Origin of the sequence: Pseudomonas sp. St290 (assembly GCF_018325805.1) — a bacterium.
Lineage (GTDB): Bacteria > Pseudomonadota > Gammaproteobacteria > Pseudomonadales > Pseudomonadaceae > Aquipseudomonas > Aquipseudomonas bijieensis.
The window spans coordinates 1,179,270-1,198,823 of sequence record NZ_AP014703.1 but is presented as its reverse complement, the minus strand read 5'-3'; the positions used below and the strand labels follow the sequence as shown (position 1 = coordinate 1,198,823).

General features: G+C 54.8%; 19 protein-coding genes and 1 tRNA gene. 7 read left to right on the top strand and 13 right to left on the bottom strand.

Going from position 1 to position 19,554, the window contains the following annotated elements:
* Positions 1-36 precede the first annotated feature (36 nt).
* From hscB to trmJ, 7 genes are all read right to left on the bottom strand, one after another.
* Entirely contained in the window at positions 37-558 is a 522-nt protein-coding gene (gene hscB, locus PBDP_RS05095; RefSeq protein ID WP_003197997.1) for a co-chaperone HscB, read from the bottom strand.
* Positions 559-566: 8 nt separating this feature from the next.
* Positions 567-890 (bottom strand): iron-sulfur cluster assembly protein IscA, encoded by a 324-nt coding sequence (iscA, locus tag PBDP_RS05090; RefSeq protein WP_030139597.1) that lies wholly within the window; start codon positions 888-890, stop codon positions 567-569.
* A gap of 24 nt (positions 891-914) precedes the next feature.
* A complete protein-coding gene (gene iscU / locus PBDP_RS05085; RefSeq protein ID WP_003185157.1) occupies positions 915-1,301 on the bottom strand; it encodes a Fe-S cluster assembly scaffold IscU in 387 nt (128 codons plus the stop codon).
* A gap of 43 nt (positions 1,302-1,344) precedes the next feature.
* The gene (locus PBDP_RS05080) at positions 1,345-2,559 is read right to left on the bottom strand and encodes an IscS subfamily cysteine desulfurase (protein ID WP_212801913.1); all 1,215 of its coding nucleotides are present in this window, start codon (positions 2,557-2,559) and stop codon (positions 1,345-1,347) included.
* A 50-nt stretch (positions 2,560-2,609) separates the two neighbouring features.
* Positions 2,610-3,101 (bottom strand): Fe-S cluster assembly transcriptional regulator IscR, encoded by a 492-nt coding sequence (gene iscR, locus PBDP_RS05075; RefSeq protein ID WP_003185160.1) that lies wholly within the window; start codon positions 3,099-3,101, stop codon positions 2,610-2,612.
* 262 nt (positions 3,102-3,363) lie between these two features.
* Positions 3,364-4,140, bottom strand: coding sequence for a serine O-acetyltransferase (gene cysE / locus PBDP_RS05070; protein WP_109753614.1), 777 nt, complete (start codon positions 4,138-4,140; stop codon positions 3,364-3,366).
* Position 4,141: 1 nt separating this feature from the next.
* A complete protein-coding gene (gene trmJ, locus PBDP_RS05065) occupies positions 4,142-4,912 on the bottom strand; it encodes a tRNA (cytosine(32)/uridine(32)-2'-O)-methyltransferase TrmJ (RefSeq protein WP_109753613.1) in 771 nt (256 codons plus the stop codon).
* A gap of 144 nt (positions 4,913-5,056) precedes the next feature.
* Between trmJ and suhB the strand changes: the two genes are divergently transcribed.
* Positions 5,057-5,875, top strand: a complete 819-nt coding sequence (gene suhB / locus PBDP_RS05060) for a type III secretion system regulator SuhB (protein WP_003185165.1) — start codon at positions 5,057-5,059, stop codon at positions 5,873-5,875.
* A gap of 266 nt (positions 5,876-6,141) precedes the next feature.
* Here the strand turns inward: suhB and PBDP_RS05055 are convergent, their stop codons facing one another.
* The 6 genes from PBDP_RS05055 to queA form a co-directional block, all read right to left on the bottom strand.
* On the bottom strand, positions 6,142-6,690 hold the full coding sequence (locus tag PBDP_RS05055) for a glycine zipper 2TM domain-containing protein (RefSeq protein WP_109753612.1): 549 nt from the start codon (positions 6,688-6,690) through the stop codon (positions 6,142-6,144).
* A gap of 117 nt (positions 6,691-6,807) precedes the next feature.
* Complete coding sequence (gene secF / locus PBDP_RS05050) at positions 6,808-7,722, bottom strand: protein translocase subunit SecF (RefSeq protein ID WP_109753611.1); 915 nt, start codon at positions 7,720-7,722, stop codon at positions 6,808-6,810.
* 9 nt (positions 7,723-7,731) lie between these two features.
* Entirely contained in the window at positions 7,732-9,600 is a 1,869-nt protein-coding gene (secD, locus tag PBDP_RS05045; RefSeq protein ID WP_109753610.1) for a protein translocase subunit SecD, read from the bottom strand.
* A 63-nt stretch (positions 9,601-9,663) separates the two neighbouring features.
* Positions 9,664-10,002 carry a preprotein translocase subunit YajC gene (gene yajC, locus PBDP_RS05040; RefSeq protein WP_007916913.1) on the bottom strand — a complete coding sequence of 113 codons (339 nt, stop codon included), beginning with the start codon at positions 10,000-10,002 and terminating at the stop codon, positions 9,664-9,666.
* A gap of 43 nt (positions 10,003-10,045) precedes the next feature.
* Positions 10,046-11,161: a tRNA guanosine(34) transglycosylase Tgt gene (gene tgt, locus PBDP_RS05035; RefSeq protein ID WP_167659374.1), complete on the bottom strand. Its 1,116-nt coding sequence runs from the start codon at positions 11,159-11,161 to the stop codon at positions 10,046-10,048.
* Positions 11,162-11,175: 14 nt separating this feature from the next.
* Complete coding sequence (queA, locus tag PBDP_RS05030; RefSeq protein ID WP_025211994.1) at positions 11,176-12,225, bottom strand: tRNA preQ1(34) S-adenosylmethionine ribosyltransferase-isomerase QueA; 1,050 nt, start codon at positions 12,223-12,225, stop codon at positions 11,176-11,178.
* Between the two features lie 108 nt (positions 12,226-12,333).
* Here queA and PBDP_RS05025 point away from each other — a divergent pair.
* From PBDP_RS05025 to PBDP_RS05000, 6 genes are all read left to right on the top strand, one after another.
* Positions 12,334-12,418: transfer RNA gene (locus PBDP_RS05025), tRNA-Leu, on the top strand.
* A 387-nt stretch (positions 12,419-12,805) separates the two neighbouring features.
* Positions 12,806-13,135 carry a hypothetical protein gene (locus PBDP_RS05020; protein ID WP_212801912.1) on the top strand — a complete coding sequence of 110 codons (330 nt, stop codon included), beginning with the start codon at positions 12,806-12,808 and terminating at the stop codon, positions 13,133-13,135.
* 97 nt (positions 13,136-13,232) lie between these two features.
* Positions 13,233-13,637, top strand: a complete 405-nt coding sequence (locus PBDP_RS05015; protein ID WP_212801911.1) for a hypothetical protein — start codon at positions 13,233-13,235, stop codon at positions 13,635-13,637.
* A gap of 595 nt (positions 13,638-14,232) precedes the next feature.
* The gene (locus PBDP_RS05010; protein WP_212801910.1) at positions 14,233-16,191 is read left to right on the top strand and encodes an ATP-binding protein; all 1,959 of its coding nucleotides are present in this window, start codon (positions 14,233-14,235) and stop codon (positions 16,189-16,191) included.
* 87 nt (positions 16,192-16,278) lie between these two features.
* A complete protein-coding gene (locus PBDP_RS05005; protein WP_212801909.1) occupies positions 16,279-17,385 on the top strand; it encodes a protein kinase domain-containing protein in 1,107 nt (368 codons plus the stop codon).
* A 9-nt stretch (positions 17,386-17,394) separates the two neighbouring features.
* On the top strand, positions 17,395-19,083 hold the full coding sequence (locus PBDP_RS05000; RefSeq protein WP_212801908.1) for a hypothetical protein: 1,689 nt from the start codon (positions 17,395-17,397) through the stop codon (positions 19,081-19,083).
* Positions 19,084-19,554 lie beyond the last annotated feature (471 nt).

Here is a 19,554-nt window from a genome sequence, read left to right as displayed (position 1 = left end):
ATCTGTAATCAGGCGTGCGACCGGAGCGGCACTGGGTTAATCGTCGAGGCGCTCTTCGAGCTGGCGCACTTCATAGGTGAGCTTGTCGAGGAACTGCATGCGCCGCATCAGGCGTTCGGCCTGTTCGCGTTGCGCGGCATCGTTCCAGCAGGCTGCGAAGCTTTCGTTCAATGTGTGCTGGGCGTCTTTCAAGCGGCGCTTGAATACCGCGACACCGGCCAGGTCGGCGCTGTCCTGCAGGTCTTCGAGCTCTTCGCGCCATTGCATCTGCTGCAAAAGAAACTCGGGATCGTGGACCGTGACTTCCAGGGGCAACTCATGACCGCTGATGGCGAGCAGGTAACGCGCGCGCTTGGCAGGACTCTTGAGCGTCTGGTAGGCCTCGTTGAGGTTCGCAGACTGCTCGAGCGCCCGCCGCTGTTCAGCTTCGGAGGCGTCAGCAAAACGGTCCGGGTGGACACCACGGGCCAATTCCAGGTAACGCGCGGATAACTGATCGAGATCCAGCTGGAACGCAGGCTGCATCTGGAACAAAGCAAAATGACAAGGAGTACCCACAAGCCGCCTCAGATGTTGAAGCTTTCGCCGCAGCCACATTCACCGCGTACGTTGGGGTTGTTGAACTTGAAGCCTTCGTTCAACCCTTCCTTGACGAAATCCAGCTCGGTGCCGTCCAGGTACGTCAGGCTTTTCGGGTCGATGATCACTTTCTGACCATGACTCTCGAATACCTGATCGTCTTCGCCCACTTCGTCGACGAATTCCAGCACGTAGGCAAGGCCAGAACAGCCTGTGGTGCGAACACCCAGGCGGATACCCTCGCCCTTGCCGCGCCCCGCGAGGGAGCGCTGCACATGCTTAGCTGCCGCTTCTGTCATCTGGATAGCCATGGAAACTCCTTACCTGTGCACAGATCAGATCAAGCCTTTTTTCTGCTTGTAATCGCGAACGGCGGCCTTGATGGCGTCTTCGGCGAGTACCGAGCAGTGGATCTTCACGGGCGGCAGGGCCAGTTCTTCAGCCAGCTGGGTGTTCTTGATGGTTTCGGCTTCATCAAGGGTCTTGCCCTTCATCCACTCGGTGGCCAGGGAGCTGGACGCGATGGCGGAACCGCAGCCATAGGTCTTGAACTTGGCATCCTCGATGATGCCTTGCTCGTTGACCTTGATCTGCAGGCGCATGACGTCGCCGCACGCCGGGGCGCCGACCATGCCGGTGCCAACATCAGGATCCTGCGCGTCCATCTTGCCGACGTTGCGCGGGTTCTCGTAGTGGTCGATGACCTTTTCGCTATATGCCATTTGCTTCAATCCTCATCAGTGAGTCGCTCTGGTGGCGACTTCTTCAGTGCGCCGCCCACTCGATTTTCGAAATGTCGACGCCGTCTTTGTACATGTCCCACAGCGGCGACAGAGCGCGCAGCTTGGTGACGGCCTCGCAGACTTTCTGCGCGGCGTAATCGATTTCTTCTTCGGTGGTGAAGCGGCCGAAGGTGAAGCGGATCGAGCTGTGGGCCAGTTCGTCGTTGCGGCCCAGGGCGCGCAGTACGTACGAAGGCTCAAGGGATGCCGAGGTGCACGCCGAACCGGACGACACGGCCAGATCCTTGAGTGCCATGATCAGCGACTCGCCTTCAACATAGTTGAAGCTCAGGTTCAGGTTGTGCGGTACGCGGGCGATCATGCTGCCGTTGACGTAAAGCTCTTCCAGGTGCTCGACCTGCTTGAAGAAACGGTCACTCAGGGCCTTGATGCGCACGTTCTCCGCAGCCATGTCTTCCTTGGCCACGCGGAAGGCTTCGCCCATGCCGACGATCTGGTGGGTCGCCAGGGTGCCGGAACGCATGCCACGCTCGTGACCGCCGCCGTGCATGGTCGCTTCGAGGCGAACGCGCGGCTTGCGGCTGACGTACAGGGCGCCGATGCCTTTAGGACCGTAGGTCTTGTGGGCGGAGAACGACATCAGGTCGACTTTCAGCTGCGACAGGTCGATCGCGACCTTGCCGGTGGACTGCGCCGCGTCGACGTGGAACAGGACGCCCTTGGAGCGGGTCAGTTCGCCGATGGCCGCGATGTCGTTGACGGTGCCGATTTCGTTGTTCACGTGCATGATCGAAACCAGGATGGTGTCGTCGCGCAGGGCGGCTTCGACCATGGCCGGGGTGATGATGCCGTCTTCACCGGGCTCGATGTAAGTGACTTCGAAGCCTTCACGCTCCAGTTGGCGCATGGTGTCCAGGACAGCCTTGTGCTCGATCTTGGAGGTGATCAGGTGCTTGCCCTTGGTGTGATAGAAGTGCGCGACACCCTTGATTGCCAGGTTGTCGGACTCGGTGGCACCGGAGGTCCAGACGATTTCACGCGGGTCGGCGTTGACCAGGTCGGCGACCTGGCGACGGGCGTTTTCGACCGACTCTTCGGCTTTCCAGCCGAACACGTGGGAGCGGGACGCCGGGTTACCGAAGTTTCCGTCGACCAGCAGGCATTCACTCATTTTTTGCGCGACACGCGGATCAACCGGGGTGGTCGCGGAGTAATCAAGGTAAATCGGCAATTTCATGGACTCTCTCCTAAATCAGGCTGGCTGGCGTTCCGCTTGCTCTGCGGCGGTCATTCGACGGCGGACGCTTCAATCTTGTCCAGGTGCGGCGCCTTGCTATTGCAACGGCGCTGGTCCTGACGCTGGGCTACTTCTTGCACCTCACGGCGAGTTACAAGGTCAGCCAAGCTGATACCGCTCAGAAATTCGTGGATCTGCAGGCTGAGGTCGCACCACAAGTGGTGGGTCAGGCAAGTATCGCCGCCATGGCAGTCGCCAAGGCCCTGGCATTTGGTCGCATCGACCGATTCGTTCACCGCATCGATCACCTGGGCAACCTGGATGCCCTGCATGTCGCGCGACAGCTGGTAGCCGCCACCCGGGCCGCGAACGCTGGAAACCAGGTTGCTACGGCGCAGCTTGGCGAACAGCTGCTCAAGATAAGACAGGGAAATGCCCTGGCGCTCGGAGATATCGGCCAGGGACACCGGCCCGTGCTGCGCGTGCAATGCCAGATCCAGCATCGCGGTCACGGCGTATCGGCCTTTTGTAGTCAGTCGCATGGACAATTACCACGGAGTTCGGAATGGGGGCGAGTATGCAATTCCCGAGTATTTAAGTCAAGTATAAGACCTAGTGGGTTACTCGGGTTTACCCGCGAAAGAGCGCGCGCATGATAGCAAAGGTAGGCGACTAACGACCAGCTATACCGCGTTATCGTTCATCGCGAGCAAGCTTTGCTCCCACAGGACGCCTGCGAAACAGGACTCCTGTGGGGCAAGGTTTTGTGGGAGCAAGGCTTGCCCGCGATGCAGGCGCCTCGGCTCAGCTGGCCTGAGTCTCATCCTTGTCCTTCACACACGCGAAATCTTCCTCGCGCAGTTCAGGCAGATCCTTGGCACGGTAATTACTCCCCAGCTCCTTCAGGGCCCCACACATTCCCTCCAGGCGCCCATCGACGGCTTGCAGGTGATCGAGCAACTGGTTGATGGCTCGGGCCACCGGGTCGGGCATGTCTTCGCCGACACCGTAGGCGTCGAAGCCGATCTTCTCGGCCATGGCCTTGCGCCGGGCGTCTTGCTCGTCATCGGACTTGACGATGATCCGCCCCGGAATACCGACCACGGTCGCGCCAGGCGGCACCGCCTTGGTGACCACGGCGTTGGAGCCGACTTTCGCCCCCGCCCCTACCGTGAACGGCCCGAGCACCTTGGCGCCGGCGCCCACCACCACGCCGTCTTCCAGGGTCGGGTGGCGCTTGCCCTTGTTCCAACTGGTGCCGCCGAGGGTCACGCCCTGATACAGGGTCACGTCATCGCCGATCTCGGCGGTTTCGCCGATGACGATGCCCATGCCGTGGTCGATGAAGAACCGGCGACCGACCTTGGCCCCGGGATGGATCTCGATCCCGGTCAGCCAGCGGCCGAAATTCGACACCAGCCGCGCCAGCCACTTCCAGCCCATGTTCCACAAGGCGCCGGACAAACGATGGATCCAGATCGCGTGCATCCCGGGATAGCAGGTCAGCACTTCAAAGGCATTGCGCGCCGCCGGGTCACGATGGAAAACACTTTGGATATCTTCACGCAAACGTTCGAACATTTTATTTCTTCCGCTTAATCAGCTCGCCACGGGCCGCCTTCTGGGTTTCCGTGAGGATGCCGCGCAATATATTCATCTCCGCCCGGCTCACCGAGCTTCGTCCGTACAACCGACGCAGGCGCGCCATCAAGTGTCGCGGCTTTTCCGGGTCGAGGAACTCGATGTCCACCAGGGTCTGCTCCAGGTGCTCATAGAATCGCTCCAGTTCGTCCATGGTCGCCATTGTCTCACTGCGCGGCGACGTGACTTCGGTTTTTTCGACCTTGCTGGGCTGCCCTTCAGCCGCCAGCCAGGCCATGCGCACCTCATAGCTCAACACCTGCACCGCCGCCCCGAGGTTCAAGGAACTGAACTCGGGGTCGGAAGGGATATGCACGTGAAAGTGACATCGCTGCAGCTCGTCATTGGTCAGGCCGGAGTCTTCACGACCGAACACCAGGGCGATTTCAAAGCCTTGCGCGGCTTCCTCGACCACTTTGGTCCCGCATTCGCGGGGGTCGAGCAGCGGCCACGGAATGCGGCGGTCGCGGGCGCTGGTGCCGAGCACCAGGTTGCACCCCACCAAGGCGTCTTCGAGGGTGGCGACGACCTGGGCATTGGCAAGGATGTCGCCGGCGCCGGAGGCACGGGCATCGGCCTCGTGATGGGGAAACAGGCGCGGTTCGACCAGCACCAGCCGCGACAAGCCCATGTTCTTCATGGCCCGCGCAGCTCCGCCGATGTTACCCGGATGGCTGGTATTGACCAGGACGACACGAATGTTCTGCAACAAGGGAGGCGCTCTCGAACACGATAAAGGGAGCAAATCTTACATAAGCACCTACCGTTAAGCTATGAAAGCGAACACCAACCTTCTCCTCGGAAAACTTTCTGATAGAATGCGCGGCTTTCTTTAACAACCTTAGGTGACACATCCATGCAGCCCATGCTGAATATCGCGCTGCGCGCCGCCCGCAGCGCCAGTGAACTGATCTTCCGCTCCATCGAGCGCCTGGATACCATCAAGGTCGATGAAAAAGACGCCAAGGACTACGTGTCCGAGGTTGATCGCGCCGCCGAGCAAAAAATCGTCGACGCCCTGCGCAAGGCTTACCCGAACCACTCGATCCTCGGTGAAGAGACCGGCATGCACGCCGGTACGGGCATCGAAGGCGAAGAGTACCTGTGGATCATCGATCCGCTGGACGGCACCACCAACTTCCTGCGTGGCATTCCTCACTTCGCTGTCAGCATCGCCTGCAAATACCGCGGCCGCCTGGAACACGCCGTCGTGCTGGACCCGGTTCGCCAGGAAGAATTTACCGCCAGCCGTGGCCGTGGCGCCCAACTGAACGGTCGTCGCCTGCGCGTCAGCGGCCGCACCAGCCTGGACGGCGCCCTGCTGGGCACCGGCTTCCCGTTCCGTGACGACCAGATGGACAACCTGGACAACTACCTGGGCATGTTCCGCGCCCTGGTCGGCCAGACCGCCGGCATCCGCCGCGCCGGCGCTGCGAGCCTGGACCTGGCCTACGTGGCGGCTGGCCGTTTCGATGCGTTCTGGGAATCGGGCCTGTCCGAGTGGGACATGGCCGCAGGCGCCCTGCTGATCCAGGAAGCCGGTGGTTTGGTGAGCGACTTCACCGGCGGCCACGACTTCCTTGAAAAAGGCCACATCGTTGCCGGTAACACCAAATGCTTCAAGGCTGTGCTGACAGCTATCCAGCCGCACTTGCCGGCTTCGCTGAAGCGCTAAGCAACCGGCTACACAAAAAAGCACCCTTCGGGGTGCTTTTTTTATGCCTGGATTTTGCCACAGCCGAACCACTGTGGGAGCAAAGACTGTGGGAGCAAAGCTTGCTCGCGATGCAGTGGCACACTCAACAGAGAGGCCACCTGACCCACCGCTATCGCGAGCAAGCTATGCTCCCACAGCCATCTCACAGGATATTTGAGGGATGAGCCATAAAATGCGGGCATAAAAAAAGCACCCCGAAGGGTGCTTTTTTCATAGCGGATGGATCACTGAGCCGGTTCGTTCTGCCCCAGGATCAGCTGGCCTTCCTTGTTCACCGGGATCTGGTTGCCCGGGTCGCGGTCCATGCGAACTTTGCCTTCTTTGCCGTCGAGCATGTAGCGAACGTCGTAGCCCACAACCTTGTCGCTGATGTCATTGACCGTGTTGCAGCGAGTCTGGGTGGTGGTGTAGGTGTCGCGTTCCTGCATGCCTTCCTGAATCTTGTTACCGGCATAACCGCCGCCGGCCGCACCCGCCACGGTGGCGATTTTCTTGCCGGTGCCGCCGCCGACCTGGTTACCCAGCAGGCCACCGGCCAGGGCGCCGATCACTGTGCCGGCGATCTGGTGTTGGTCCTGGACTGGCTTCTGCCGAGTCACGGTGACGTCCTTGCACACTTCACGCGGGGTCTTGATCTGGGTCTTGACCGGTTCCACGGCCAATACTTGCGCATACTCAGGGCCACTTTTTACCAAGCTGTAGGTCGCGACCGCACCACCGGCAGTTACACCGACAGCACCCAATACCGCACCAACCAGCATCGATTTGTTCACTTGAACCTCCTGACCATCACAAGCGGATTAATCCGCGCTTCTCCCAGCCTTGGAGCATAAAAAAAGGCGCGAGTTCAACTCGCGCCTTTTCAGCAGTGACGGATGGGGCGATGAGCCTTACGGGCGGTCGTCCACTTCCGTTTCGGTGGCCGCAGGAGGAATCAGGTCCTCGGTGCTCAGGTTCAGCCAGATCAGCACCACGTTGGCGATGTAGATCGACGAGTAAGTACCCGCCAACACACCGACAAACAGCGCGATGGAGAAACCGAACAGGTTGTCGCCACCAAAGAACAGCAGCGCGGCAATCGCCAGCAAGGTGGAGATCGACGTCGCCATGGTCCGCAGCAGGGTCTGGGTGGTCGAGATGTTGATGTTCTCGATCAGCGAGGCCTTGCGCAGCACACGGAAGTTCTCACGCACCCGGTCGAACACCACGATGGTGTCGTTGAGCGAGTAGCCGATGATCGCCAGCACCGCCGCCAGCACCGTAAGGTCGAAGGTGATCTGGAAGAACGACAGGATGCCCACGGTCACGATCACGTCGTGGATCAGCGAGACAATGGCGCCCACCGCGAACTTCCACTGAAAGCGGAAGGCCAGGTAGATCAGGATGCCGCCCAGCGCCATCAGCATGCCGAGGCCGCCCTGGTCGCGCAGCTCTTCACCCACCTGCGGGCCGACGAACTCGACGCGCTTGACCTGGGCCGGGTTGTCGCCGCCAGCCTTCTGCAAGGCTTCGGCCACCTGGTGGCCCAGCTGCGGATCTTCACCCGGCATGCGCACCAGCAGGTCGGTAGTCGCACCGAAGCTCTGCACGATGGCATCGCTGTAGCCCGACGTCGCCAGTTGCTCACGCACCTTGGTGACGTCGGCCGGACGCTCGTAGGTCAGCTCGATGAGCGTACCGCCGGTGAAGTCCAGGCCGTAGTTCAGGCCCTTGTGGAACCAGCTGAACAACGCCAGTACGGTAAGGAACAATGTGACGCCGAACGCAACGTTGCGAACGCCCATGAAGTTGATTGTACGTAACATGGCAGCCCCTTAAATCCACAACTTCTTGAAGTCACGACCACCAAAGATCAGGTTGACCATTGCGCGGGTCACCATGATGGCCGTGAACATCGAGGTAAAGATCCCGAGGGACATGGTCACTGCGAAGCCCTTGACCGGGCCGGTGCCCATGGCGAAGAGAATCCCGCCCACCAGCAACGTGGTCAGGTTGGCGTCGAGGATCGCGGTGAATGCCCGGCCGAAGCCTTCGTTGATTGCCCGCTGGATCGACATGCCCGCGGCGATCTCTTCACGTATCCGCGAGAAGATCAGCACGTTGGCGTCCACCGCCATACCCATGGTCAATACGATACCGGCGATACCGGGCAGGGTCAGCGTAGCCCCCAGCAGCGACATCAGCGCCAGCAGCATCACCATGTTCACCGCCAGCGCGACGGTGGCGATGATGCCGAAGAAGCGGTAGATGGCGATGATGAACAGCGACACGAACAGCATGCCCCACAGCGAAGCATCGATACCCTTGGTGATGTTGTCGGCACCCAGGCTCGGGCCAATGGTGCGCTCTTCGGCGAAGTACATCGGCGCGGCCAGACCACCGGCACGCAGCAGCAGGGCCAGCTCCGAGGATTCACCCTGGCCGTTCAGGCCGGTGATGCGGAACTGGCTGCCCAGCGGCGACTGGATGGTCGCCAGGCTGATGATCTTCTTCTCTTCCTTGAAGGTCTGCACCGCGACGTCTTTCTCGACACCGTCGACCACTTGCTTGGTGTAAGTGGTGGTCGGCTTCTGCTCGATGAAGATCACCGCCATGCTGCGCCCGACGTTGCTGCGCGTGGCGCGGCTCATCAGTTCGCCGCCATGGCCGTCCAGGCGAATGTTCACCTGTGGGCGACCCTGCTCGTCGAAGCCCGCCTGGGCGTCGGTTACCTGGTCACCGGTGATGATCAGGCCACGCTCGATCTGCGCCGCCGGACGCCCGCCTTCACGGAACTCGAAGCTCTCGGAAGTGGCCTTGGAAGCACCCGGCTCAGCGGCCAGGCGGAATTCCAGGTTGGCGGTCTTGCCGAGGATACGCTTGGCTTCGGCGGTGTCCTGCACGCCTGGCAGCTCAACCACGATGCGGTTGGCGCCCTGGCGCTGCACGATCGGCTCGGCCACACCCAGCTCGTTGACGCGGTTACGCACCGTGGTCAAGTTCTGCTTGATGGAGTATTCGCGGATTTCCGCCAGCTTGGCCGGGGTCATCGCCAGACGCAGCACCGCCTGACCATTGAGGTCGGCCGGCACAATGTCGAAATCGTTGAAGTTCTTGCGAATCAGCGCACGGGCCTGCTCGCGGGTATCGGTGTCGCTGAAGCCCAGCTGGATGGCACCGTCGAGTTGCGGCAGGCTGCGATAACGCAGGCGCTCTTTGCGCAACAGGCTCTTGACGTCGCCTTCGTAGACTTTCATCCGCGCGTCGAGGGCTTTTTCCATGTCCACTTCCAGCAGGAAGTGCACACCGCCGGACAAGTCCAGGCCCAGCTTCATCGGATGCGCGCCAAGCTTGCGCAACCATTGCGGAGTGGTCTGGGCCAGGTTCAGGGCTACGACGTAATCGTCACCCAACGCCTTGCGCACCACGTCCTTGGCTGGCAGTTGGTCTTCCGCCTTGACCAGGCGCAACAGGCCGCCCTTGCCGTTTTCGGCGATGGACGCAGCCTTGACCTCGATATTGGACGCCTTGAGCGCAGCGCTCGCACGGTCCAGATCGGCCTGGGTGACCTGCAGCGCAGTGCTTGCGCCACTGACCTGAATGGCCGGGTCATCCGGGTATAGATTGGGAGCGGAATAAATCAGACCGACCGCCAGCACCGCCAGGATCAGTACATATTTCCACAGAGGGTATTTGTTCAGCATCACGCCGCCCGCTTATGACGCGGGGCGCCTTGCGCGCCCCGTCGATTGAATAGAAGTTGTTACTTAGATCGCTTTCAGCGTGCCTTTTGGCAGCGTGGCCGCGATAGCGCCCTTCTGGAACTTCATTTCAACAGTGTCGGACACTTCCAGAACCACGAAGTCATCGGCCACTTTGGTGATCTTGCCAGCGATACCGCCGGTGGTGACCACTTCATCGCCCTTTTGCAGGCTGCTGAGCAGGTTCTTCTGCTCTTTGGCGCGCTTGGCCTGTGGACGCCAGATCATCAGGTAGAAGATGACCAGGAAGCCGACCAGGAAAATCCACTCGAAACCGCCGCCCATAGGGCCGGCAGCAGCAGGTGCAGCCGCGTCAGCCATGGCATTAGAGATAAAAAAGCTCATTTAGCACTCCAGTTGCAAGTATTGAATCTAGGGATCGGAAAACTCAGTCCAAGGGCGGTACAGGCAACCCGCGCTTGGCATAGAAGGCCTCGACAAAGGCGGCCAATGTACCCTGTTGAATAGCCTCGCGCAAACCAGCCATAAGCACCTGGTAATGGCGCAAATTGTGGATGGTATTGAGCATACTGCCGAGCATTTCGCCGCACTTGTCCAAATGATGCAGATAAGCGCGGGAGAAGTTCTGGCAGGTGTAGCAATCGCAGGTCGGATCCAGCGGCGAATCATCATGGCGATGGAACGCGTTACGGATCTTCAGCACGCCAGTGTCGATGAACAGATGCCCATTGCGGGCATTACGGGTTGGCATCACGCAATCGAACATGTCCACACCGCGGCGCACACCCTCAACCAGATCTTCCGGTTTGCCAACGCCCATAAGGTAACGAGGTTTGTCAGCGGGCATCTGGCCCGGCAGGTAATCGAGCACCTTGATCATTTCGTGCTTGGGTTCGCCCACCGACAAACCGCCAATGGCCAGGCCGTCGAAGCCGATCTTGTCGAGGCCTTCCAGCGAACGCATGCGCAGATCCTGGTGCATGCCACCCTGCACGATGCCAAACAGCGCCGCAGTGTTATCCGCATGGGCATTCTTCGAACGCTGAGCCCAGCGCAACGACAGCTCCATGGACACCCGCGCCACGTCCTCATCGGCCGGATACGGCGTGCACTCGTCAAAGATCATCACGATGTCCGAGCCCAGGTCACGCTGGACCTGCATCGACTCTTCCGGCCCCATGAACACCTTGGCGCCGTCCACCGGAGAAGCGAAGGTCACGCCCTCCTCCTTGATCTTGCGCATGGCACCGAGGCTGAACACCTGGAAGCCGCCGGAGTCGGTCAGGATCGGGCCTTTCCACTGCATGAAATCGTGCAAGTCACCGTGGGCCTTGATCACTTCCATGCCCGGGCGCAGCCACAGGTGGAAGGTATTACCGAGGATGATCTCCGCACCCGTGGCGACGATGTCCCGTGGCAGCATGCCCTTGACCGTACCGTAGGTGCCCACCGGCATGAACGCCGGGGTTTCCACGGTACCGCGGGGGAAGGTCAGACGACCGCGACGAGCCTTGCCATCGGTGGCGAGCAACTCGAAGGACATGCGACAGGTGCGACTCATACTGTTTCCTCGGGTCCGCGTGGCGCGGGGTTACGGGTGATGAACATCGCATCACCGTAGCTGAAAAAGCGGTATCCATGCTCGACGGCGGCCTTGTAGGCGGCCATGGCTTCGGGATAACCGGCGAACGCCGAAACCAGCATCAACAGCGTGGATTCGGGCAAATGAAAATTGGTGACCAGGGCATCGACCACATGAAACGGCCGACCCGGGTAGATAAAGATGTCGGTGTCGCCACTGAACGGTTTGAGCACGCCATCGCGGGCAGCGCTTTCCAGGGACCGCACACTGGTAGTCCCCACCGCCACCACCCGACCACCGCGGGCGCGACAGGCCGCGACGGCATCAACGACTTCCTGGCTCACTTCCAGCCATTCGTTGTGCATGTGGTGGTCTTCGATACGCTCCACACGCACCGGTTGAAACGTACCGGCGCCAACATGCAGCGTCACGAACGCCGTCTCCACGCCCTTGGCGGCAATCGCCTCCAGCAACGGCTGATCGAAATGCAGCCCCGCCGTCGGCGCCGCCACCGCCCCCAGGCGCTCGGCGTACACAGTCTGATAACGCTCGCGGTCCGAACCTTCGTCCGGGCGGTCTATATAAGGAGGCAACGGCATGTGCCCGACACGGTCGAGCAGCGGCAACACCTCTTCGGCAAATTCCAGCTCGAACAACGCATCATGCCGCGCCACCATCACCGCCTCGCCGCCACCGTCGATGAGGATCGACGAACCCGGCTTGGGCGACTTGCTGGAGCGCACATGGGCCAGCACACGATGACTGTCCAGCACCCGCTCCACCAGAATCTCCAGCTTGCCGCCGGAGGCCTTCTGGCCAAACAACCGCGCCGGAATCACCCGGGTATTGTTGAACACCATCAAATCGCCCGGGCGCAAATGCTCAAGCAAATCAGTGAATTGACGGTGAGCCATGGCACCGCTGACCCCGTCCAGGGTCAACAGTCGACTGGCGCGACGCTCGGCCAGAGGGTGGCGAGCGATCAGCGAATCCGGGAGTTCGAAGGTAAAGTCAGCAACACGCATGATGGGGTTCGTCTAGCAGGGCCGGAAAGTCTAGCGGAAATATCAAAAATTCACCATGAAACGTGATTGACCAACGGTAGGCACCTCTCTATACTTCGCCGCCATTGAGCCCTGATGGCGGAATTGGTAGACGCGGCGGATTCAAAATCCGTTTTCGAAAGGAGTGGGAGTTCGAGTCTCCCTCGGGGCACCATCTTAAAGAAAGACCTTGAAATTCAAGGTCTTTTTTTTCGTCTGTAGGAAAGTGGTTTTTCGCGGCTCACGCAGATCCCATTCAATCCCCGATCCCCTTTTGTGGTGAGGGGTCCCCTTTGTGGCGAGGGGATTTATCCCCGCTGGGCCGCGAAGCGGCCCCCCATGGCGCCCCCTTGATGAGGAAGAACCTGGGTCAACGAAGAACCGGTGGTAGAGAAGAACCTGTGGCAGAGAACTACTGTGGCGAGGGAGCTTGCTCCCGCTTGAGCGCGAAGCGCTCACAAAAAAGTCACCACCCCCACCGATACTTCGAGCTGCCACCGCCAAGGCATAAACCATCAACCCAACTCCACCCTCCTCACCCAGTCACTAAGGATTTCACCCCATGGAATTGCTACTGGAAACGGTCGCTCTCTACTCCCTCAAGCTGGCTTATGAGACAGAGGGTCACAGCCCGATCCTGCGAGATGATCCGTTGATGGGCAGTTGCGACCGTGAGGTTTTTGAGCTGTTGATACGGCGGGGCGATGTAGCAGGGATTCAGGGCGAAATCGGTCGATGCCTGGATTTAGCGATGGGAGCGATTGGTGGGGTGGATACAGTGCTGGGCCGAGAGCTGCATCGTTTGGCTGCGGATTTCAACGCAGTGCAGAAAATGGATGATCTTTACGCTCCGCTCATCGCGCTTAACAGTTATGTGAAAGATATTCTATAAACCCCAGCGCTCGTTCCCACGCTCCGCGTGGTAACGCATCCCGCGACGCTCCGCGTTGCAGCCCTACAGGCAAAACACGCTCCTACGCAGGTAATTCATGGACGACATCATCACAGCGATAGGCAGTTGGCTGACCGAAACCCATGAAGCGAAACAGCGGATGGTGAGCAACCTGGAAATGCTCTTCTGGATCGCCGTCGCAATTGTCGGCGCACTCGCCGCGAAGGATTACGCTGCGAAGCGTAAAGCGCTGATGACGCGAACGGAGCAAGCCTTGCCGGAGAGGGACCTGATCGCGACGTCGTTGAATGACGAACAGGGTCGTTCAGTTAAATATGTTGGCACCCTGCGGCGGGTTGAGGGCGGATATACCGTTAGCCTGATTCGGGAGGTCGACGGGGAGCGCATCGAGTCGTGTAGCGAGGTGATGCCGTCGTTGGGGAAGGTTGAGGTTTATCTTACAAGTTGCACTTCGTTTGTTTTGTCGGATTTCAAAGGCTGAGTTGTTGTAAACGGTGCTTAAGGCTGCGCGGACGATGGAACGGCTCGATACCTTTCTCACCGCGCTTTTTGAGGATAATCTGGAAGACGTGTAGCGGGCGCTACCATCCCCCCTTCCCGCTCAATTATCCAATTGATTTTAATGATAATTTTACTTATCGATATATGCCCTTAGCACCATAGTCAGCTCTGTTGCAGGCTGGGATCTTCCTTCCAATAATCCCGACTGCTAACACGGACGTTTCCACTCGCAGCCAGAAACTCCAGCGCCCCGCCAAAACGGGACAGCCCTCGCCTTTCCTTCTATCTTCGAGCGATTACGCTCCATTATTCAGAGCGAAAAAATTAAATGCAAACCAAAAGCATTCACATCAACGAAACGGACTGTCCAAGCGGACATGTCTGTAGTAGCGTTATGCCGTCCCTCCCCATCTTAATCGTACGGGAGTGAAGCCCTACTTTCTCTTCAGGGCTAAATGCGACTGGCTTCAATTGGCGGCCCTTGAATAGGACTTTAGGGTTATGGATATAGGACATAGTATTAAACGAATCATGCCCTACCGCTTTTCTTATAACGGGACTCAAGGAGGAAACTAATGGAACAGGCATGTTTATTTGGACCAAAATTTTTAGAGAAATTTGTTGGGCGCAATATTCTGTACGACCCTAAAGTAGCTATTGTCGAATTAATTGCGAATTCATGGGACGCAGGAGCAAGCGAAGTCAAAATAATTTGGCCCACTCCGGAAAATGAACAATATTTTTCCATCAGCGACAATGGCACAGGGATGTCCGAGGAAGAATTTATTTCTCGATGGAGAACTTTGGCATACGATAGAATCTCATCTCAAGGCGACAACATAATTATTAATAATAAAAAACGCACAGTTTTTGGAAAAAACGGGATAGGAAGGTTTGCAGGTTTTTGTTTTGGAGAGCGTTACGTAGTAGAAACCATAAATGATGGAACATTAATTCAGTACGAAGTAACCATAGAGAACGTCTCGACGCCCTTCAGAACCAACAAACTTAAGTCAGAAAAAACCTCAAAACCTAATGGAACTCGCATTTTCGTATCCGAGGCAGCCCCCTCCAGAATTCCAGAAAGTACGATTTTGTCTGAAATAGGCATGAGATTTTTGACAGACCCCTCATTCTCTTGTTACGTAAATGGCGTAAAAGTCGACTTCTCCAACATACCCGAAACAAATATCTCAGTTAATGAAATCAATCTCGAAAAAGATAAAAAACTCAAAATAACAATAATAGACACAATAGAATCCGACAAAACAACAAAACAGCACGGCGTAGCTTGGCATGTGAATGGTCGGTTAGTAGGCGAAGCAAATTGGAAAGATAATGGTTTCGACGAAATAATTGACGGAAGATCTGCCGAAGCCAAACGCCATACATTTATTATTGATGCAGACTTCCTCAGCAAACAAGACGCAATCAAGGCTGACTGGACAGGCTTCAACGACACGCCAGATTTTAATAAAGCTCGAGACGCAAGCTTTGAATTCATAAAAGCTCACATTCTAGGTCAAACACAACAAAAGCGGGACCAAACCTTAAGCAGCATCAAACAGAAGCAAAACATTCAGATAAGCAACTTAACCCCTCTGCGGAAGGAACGCTGGGAAAAGGTAATTATAAAAGTCCAAGAAGAGTGCCCCAGTCTTTCAGAAAAAGATTTATTAAAAATCTCCGAGATATTAGTAAGTCTAGAAAAATCAGATAACAAGTACTCATTGATAAGCAAGCTGCACGAGTTGAAACCTGACCAGCTAGACAGCTTGCACAATATCCTCAACGATTGGAGTCTAGATTTAGCCAAAGAGGTATTAGACGAGTTACAGATTCGCCTTAAACTTCTTGACGAACTAAAAGAAAGAGTTTTAGACACCAACACTAGAGAAGTTCAAGACCTACAACCGCTCTTCCATCAGGGCCTTTGGATTTTCGGACCCGAGTATGAAACAATCGAATTCACCTCAAATGAAGGAATGACAAAAGTAATACAAAAGCTGTTTAAATCTGACAATACGGGAAGTAGGAATCGACCGGACTTTGCGATTCTTCCAGATAGTACCGTGGGGACCTACTGTTATCCAACATATGATAGCGATGGCGGCGAAATAGGGATTGACAAATTAGTAGTAGTTGAGCTTAAAAAGCCAGGAATAGCGATCAGCACAGACGAAAAAGCTCAATGTTGGAAGTATGTGAGTGAGCTGATAAAAAAAGGACTGATTAGTAGAAGCACGAGAGTTACGTGCTTTGTTTTGGGCAACGAAGTGGATCCCTTCGAGAAAGAGGCTCGGCGAGACAACGACAATTGCATTATCCAACCCATGGATTATCAAATTGTTATAGCAAGAGCTAAAAGTCGTCTTTTGAAACTTTATGATCGAGTCAAGGGAGCCCCTTTTTTAGAGGAGCAACGCATCGCGCTTGGACAGTCAATACAAAACCAACTTCCTTTTTTAGAAGATGATAATGTATACGCAACCCAACGGCTCCAGGCCACAAATTCTGGGGCACCACTAATTTAAAAGAGGGTATCGCCTCGACGAAACCTACTAAAACACTAAATATTACAGAATTAAGTTCCGCCCAGATCCAATTTTAGGGAGCTAATGATGAGTATAGCTAACGTAAATCCAGCAGAACGGCTGAGCGGTACCGCCTTGGAAGGTGGATGGCAGGTAGGAAATATGATTCCTACAGGGCGTCGCAGCGGCGGCACGGGCGGATTTTTCTCAGTTTCATATGAAGTAGCAAGTGGTGAACGAAAAGCTTTTTTGAAAGCATTTGATATATTAACACCTATTAATAACGCGGTAGCCGCCGGAGAAACTTTCACCACTACGCTATTGGCTCATTTGCAGGCTTACGAATTCGAAACTAAGCTTCATTCGATCTGCGCCGATAAAAACATGAAAAGGATAGTTAAAATACTATCACACGGACAAGTAAACCTACCTCCCTTTCCAGGCGAGCAAATTAGTGCAGTACCATACATGATAATGGAATTGGCGGATGGTGGGGACATTAGGAATTACATAGGCAGCTCTGAATATATCGATTTATCAGTAAAACTATATTACTTGCGAGATGTAGCATCGGGACTAATACAATTACACGGGGCCGAAATCGCTCACCAAGACCTCAAGCCTTCCAACGTAATGATTTTTGGTGGTGCCACAGCTAAAATTGGCGACCTGGGCCGTGCAAGCAAGCGAGACATAAATAGTAGTAATGACCTCTATAAAATAGCAGGAGACTATGCATATGCCCCTCCAGAACAGCTATACGGCTACCAACTAGACAATTGGTATGATCGACGTCAAAGATGCGACCTGTATCAATTTGCCTCATTGATAAGCTACTTACTCTTCTCCGCAAGCTTGAATACCATGTTAAAAAACAGGCTCCCCTCACAATTAGTGCCAATAGCATGGGGAGGAGCGCATGCTTCCTACATCGACGCACTTCCTCATCTAATAAAAATATTTAACGAGGTGCTTCAGGAGTGGGAAAAAGAACTTCCGAATTGGCTAGCCCCTGAAATCATCGACATTCTTCAGCAATGTGGCACCCCATCTTTTAGTGAGAGAGGATCAAAAAAAACTTTAAGCTCTAACCCCTCTAACCTTGGGCTTAATAGGTTTGTCTCACAATTTGACAGGCTTGGTTTCAAAGCCACTATCGAAGCTCGCAAAATCTTGAAAGTTACAAAACCCTGAGGATGCATTATGAAGCATCTTGACACAGATAGAGATGTATTACCCGCTTGGATGACATCACACAGCGTGGCGGGAATGCCTGAATTAAATTCGGTAAAAAAAAATAAAGCGCACTTCAACATAGAGAAATCAGCGCCAGATATCCTTAAAGAGTTCCATACTACCCAAACCGTCGGTATTGCTACAGAACTTCTCAACGTCGCAATCATAGAGAATGATCAAAAAAATGCCGACATCGCTGCACAATTCCTTAAAAACAAACGACTTCTATCGTCCTCATTAATAAAGCTCTTACATAACCCTTGGGACTTTCAAGTTCCGGACAAGCCCACCGAACACCCAATATCGATATTAAAGAAACAGCTTAAGCTTTCAAATAACAACCCCCTCATATGGGCCGATTTATCCAGAGAATATGCCATCTTCGGAGAACAGGAGCGATCCATAAAAGCAATGCTTGCGGCTCTACATTATGCGAACGATCACCGTTGGATCACCCGTATTGGAGCAAGAGTTTTTGTGCACTTTAACGAACCCGACCGGGCCCATTACACACTGTTAAAAAATCCCAGCATAAAAGCTGACCCATGGCTAATTGCTACCGAAATGGCTGTTTCCCGTAAGGCCAACAGACAATCCAAACTGCTTTCAAACGGAAGGAACTTATTAGACTCGAACATTCCGCCCATACACATGTCTGAATTAGCAAGCTCTTTTGGCACTTTAGAACTTTTGAATGGCGCAGAAAAAAAAGCAAAAAGTTTTTTCAAACAATCACTGCTGGCCCCTAATCAAAACTCTCTAGCGCAAGCTAAATGGGCAGAGCGCAATTCGAGATTAAAAAATCTAGTCAACGTATCCTTAGATTCACATATAGTTGCCTATGAAGCTCAGTACTGGGAGGCCTATAGCAAGCAAAACATTCCGCTTGCTATGGACTTCGCGAAAGCATGGTACAACCAAGAGCCTTACTCAAGCGGCCCAGCAATTGCGATATCATATTTGGCCGCCCTGCTGGACGATTATAAACTTCTACTACAGATCACTACTAAGGGACTAATTGCCAACCCACAAAACCTGACATTAAAACTAAATCAGATATTTGCTTGGATCGCAAGCACTGACATAAACCGAATCGCTAGCGAACAACCTGACTTTATTGATAAGACTCTACGAACTCTTAACTTGTTAGCAGAGAGTGATGACTGGTCACTAAAAGCTCATGCCTTAGCAAACACTGGAATGTTCCACTACCGTACAGGCAATTTAGAAACTGGACAACAGCAATACAATCTAGCTGAAGAAATATATGAACGACATGCTCCAAATTTTAGACTTGTACTTTTGGTCAATCATCTACGAGAAGCTTTAATATCAGATGCAAACTGGGCTCCAGAAATAATGATGAAAGCTGCTGCACTTACAAAAAAGATAGACATCACGGAAAACCCTGGCGCAGTTTTTTATTTCAGAAAAATTGAAAAACTATCTAACAAGCCTGGCAGCTGGCTATTCAAGTTCAAACATGAAGGAGCCACACACTTAATTGCAGACGAACTGAGCATTGAGCACTCCAACACAAAGCAATTAACGCATGTAGACCTGGAATCAAAATTCTGGCTACCTGAGCGCTTTTCCAGTAAAGAAATTTTTCGCCCATTTACTCTAAGCGCTCCCCCAACAAAAAACAAACCATAAAGAAGGCCAGGTACCACACCAAACGTACGACGTTTTAAATTTAAACTCAAAGCAGCACTCAACGTAAAAACATACAGTTAATGCAGACCTATAAAAACACAAAATCCTCTTATACGCCTCGCGTATAATCTTACTCGGGCATTAACAACCTCACAAAATTAGGTACTTCATGCCCGGGTGCTCCTTACCTCACCTCACAATTATCCAGAGCCCGATTCGCCAACAGCTCACTCATCTTTATCACCTGATAAAAAAAATCCAAACGCAGCACACGGCCTAGACCCATTCAAATCAATGCTAAATCACTAATCATGGCATTCGCCGAATGCCAGGTTTTCACTCAGATTTACAAGCAAACATTCATAGTCCACCCCGGATCAATTCGAAAAATAGGGTTGGATTTTTTAGACGTTTCGTTCTTAGGCTTCAGATTAAAAATCCAACGCTCGCGTGGCAGCGTCGGTGATTTTC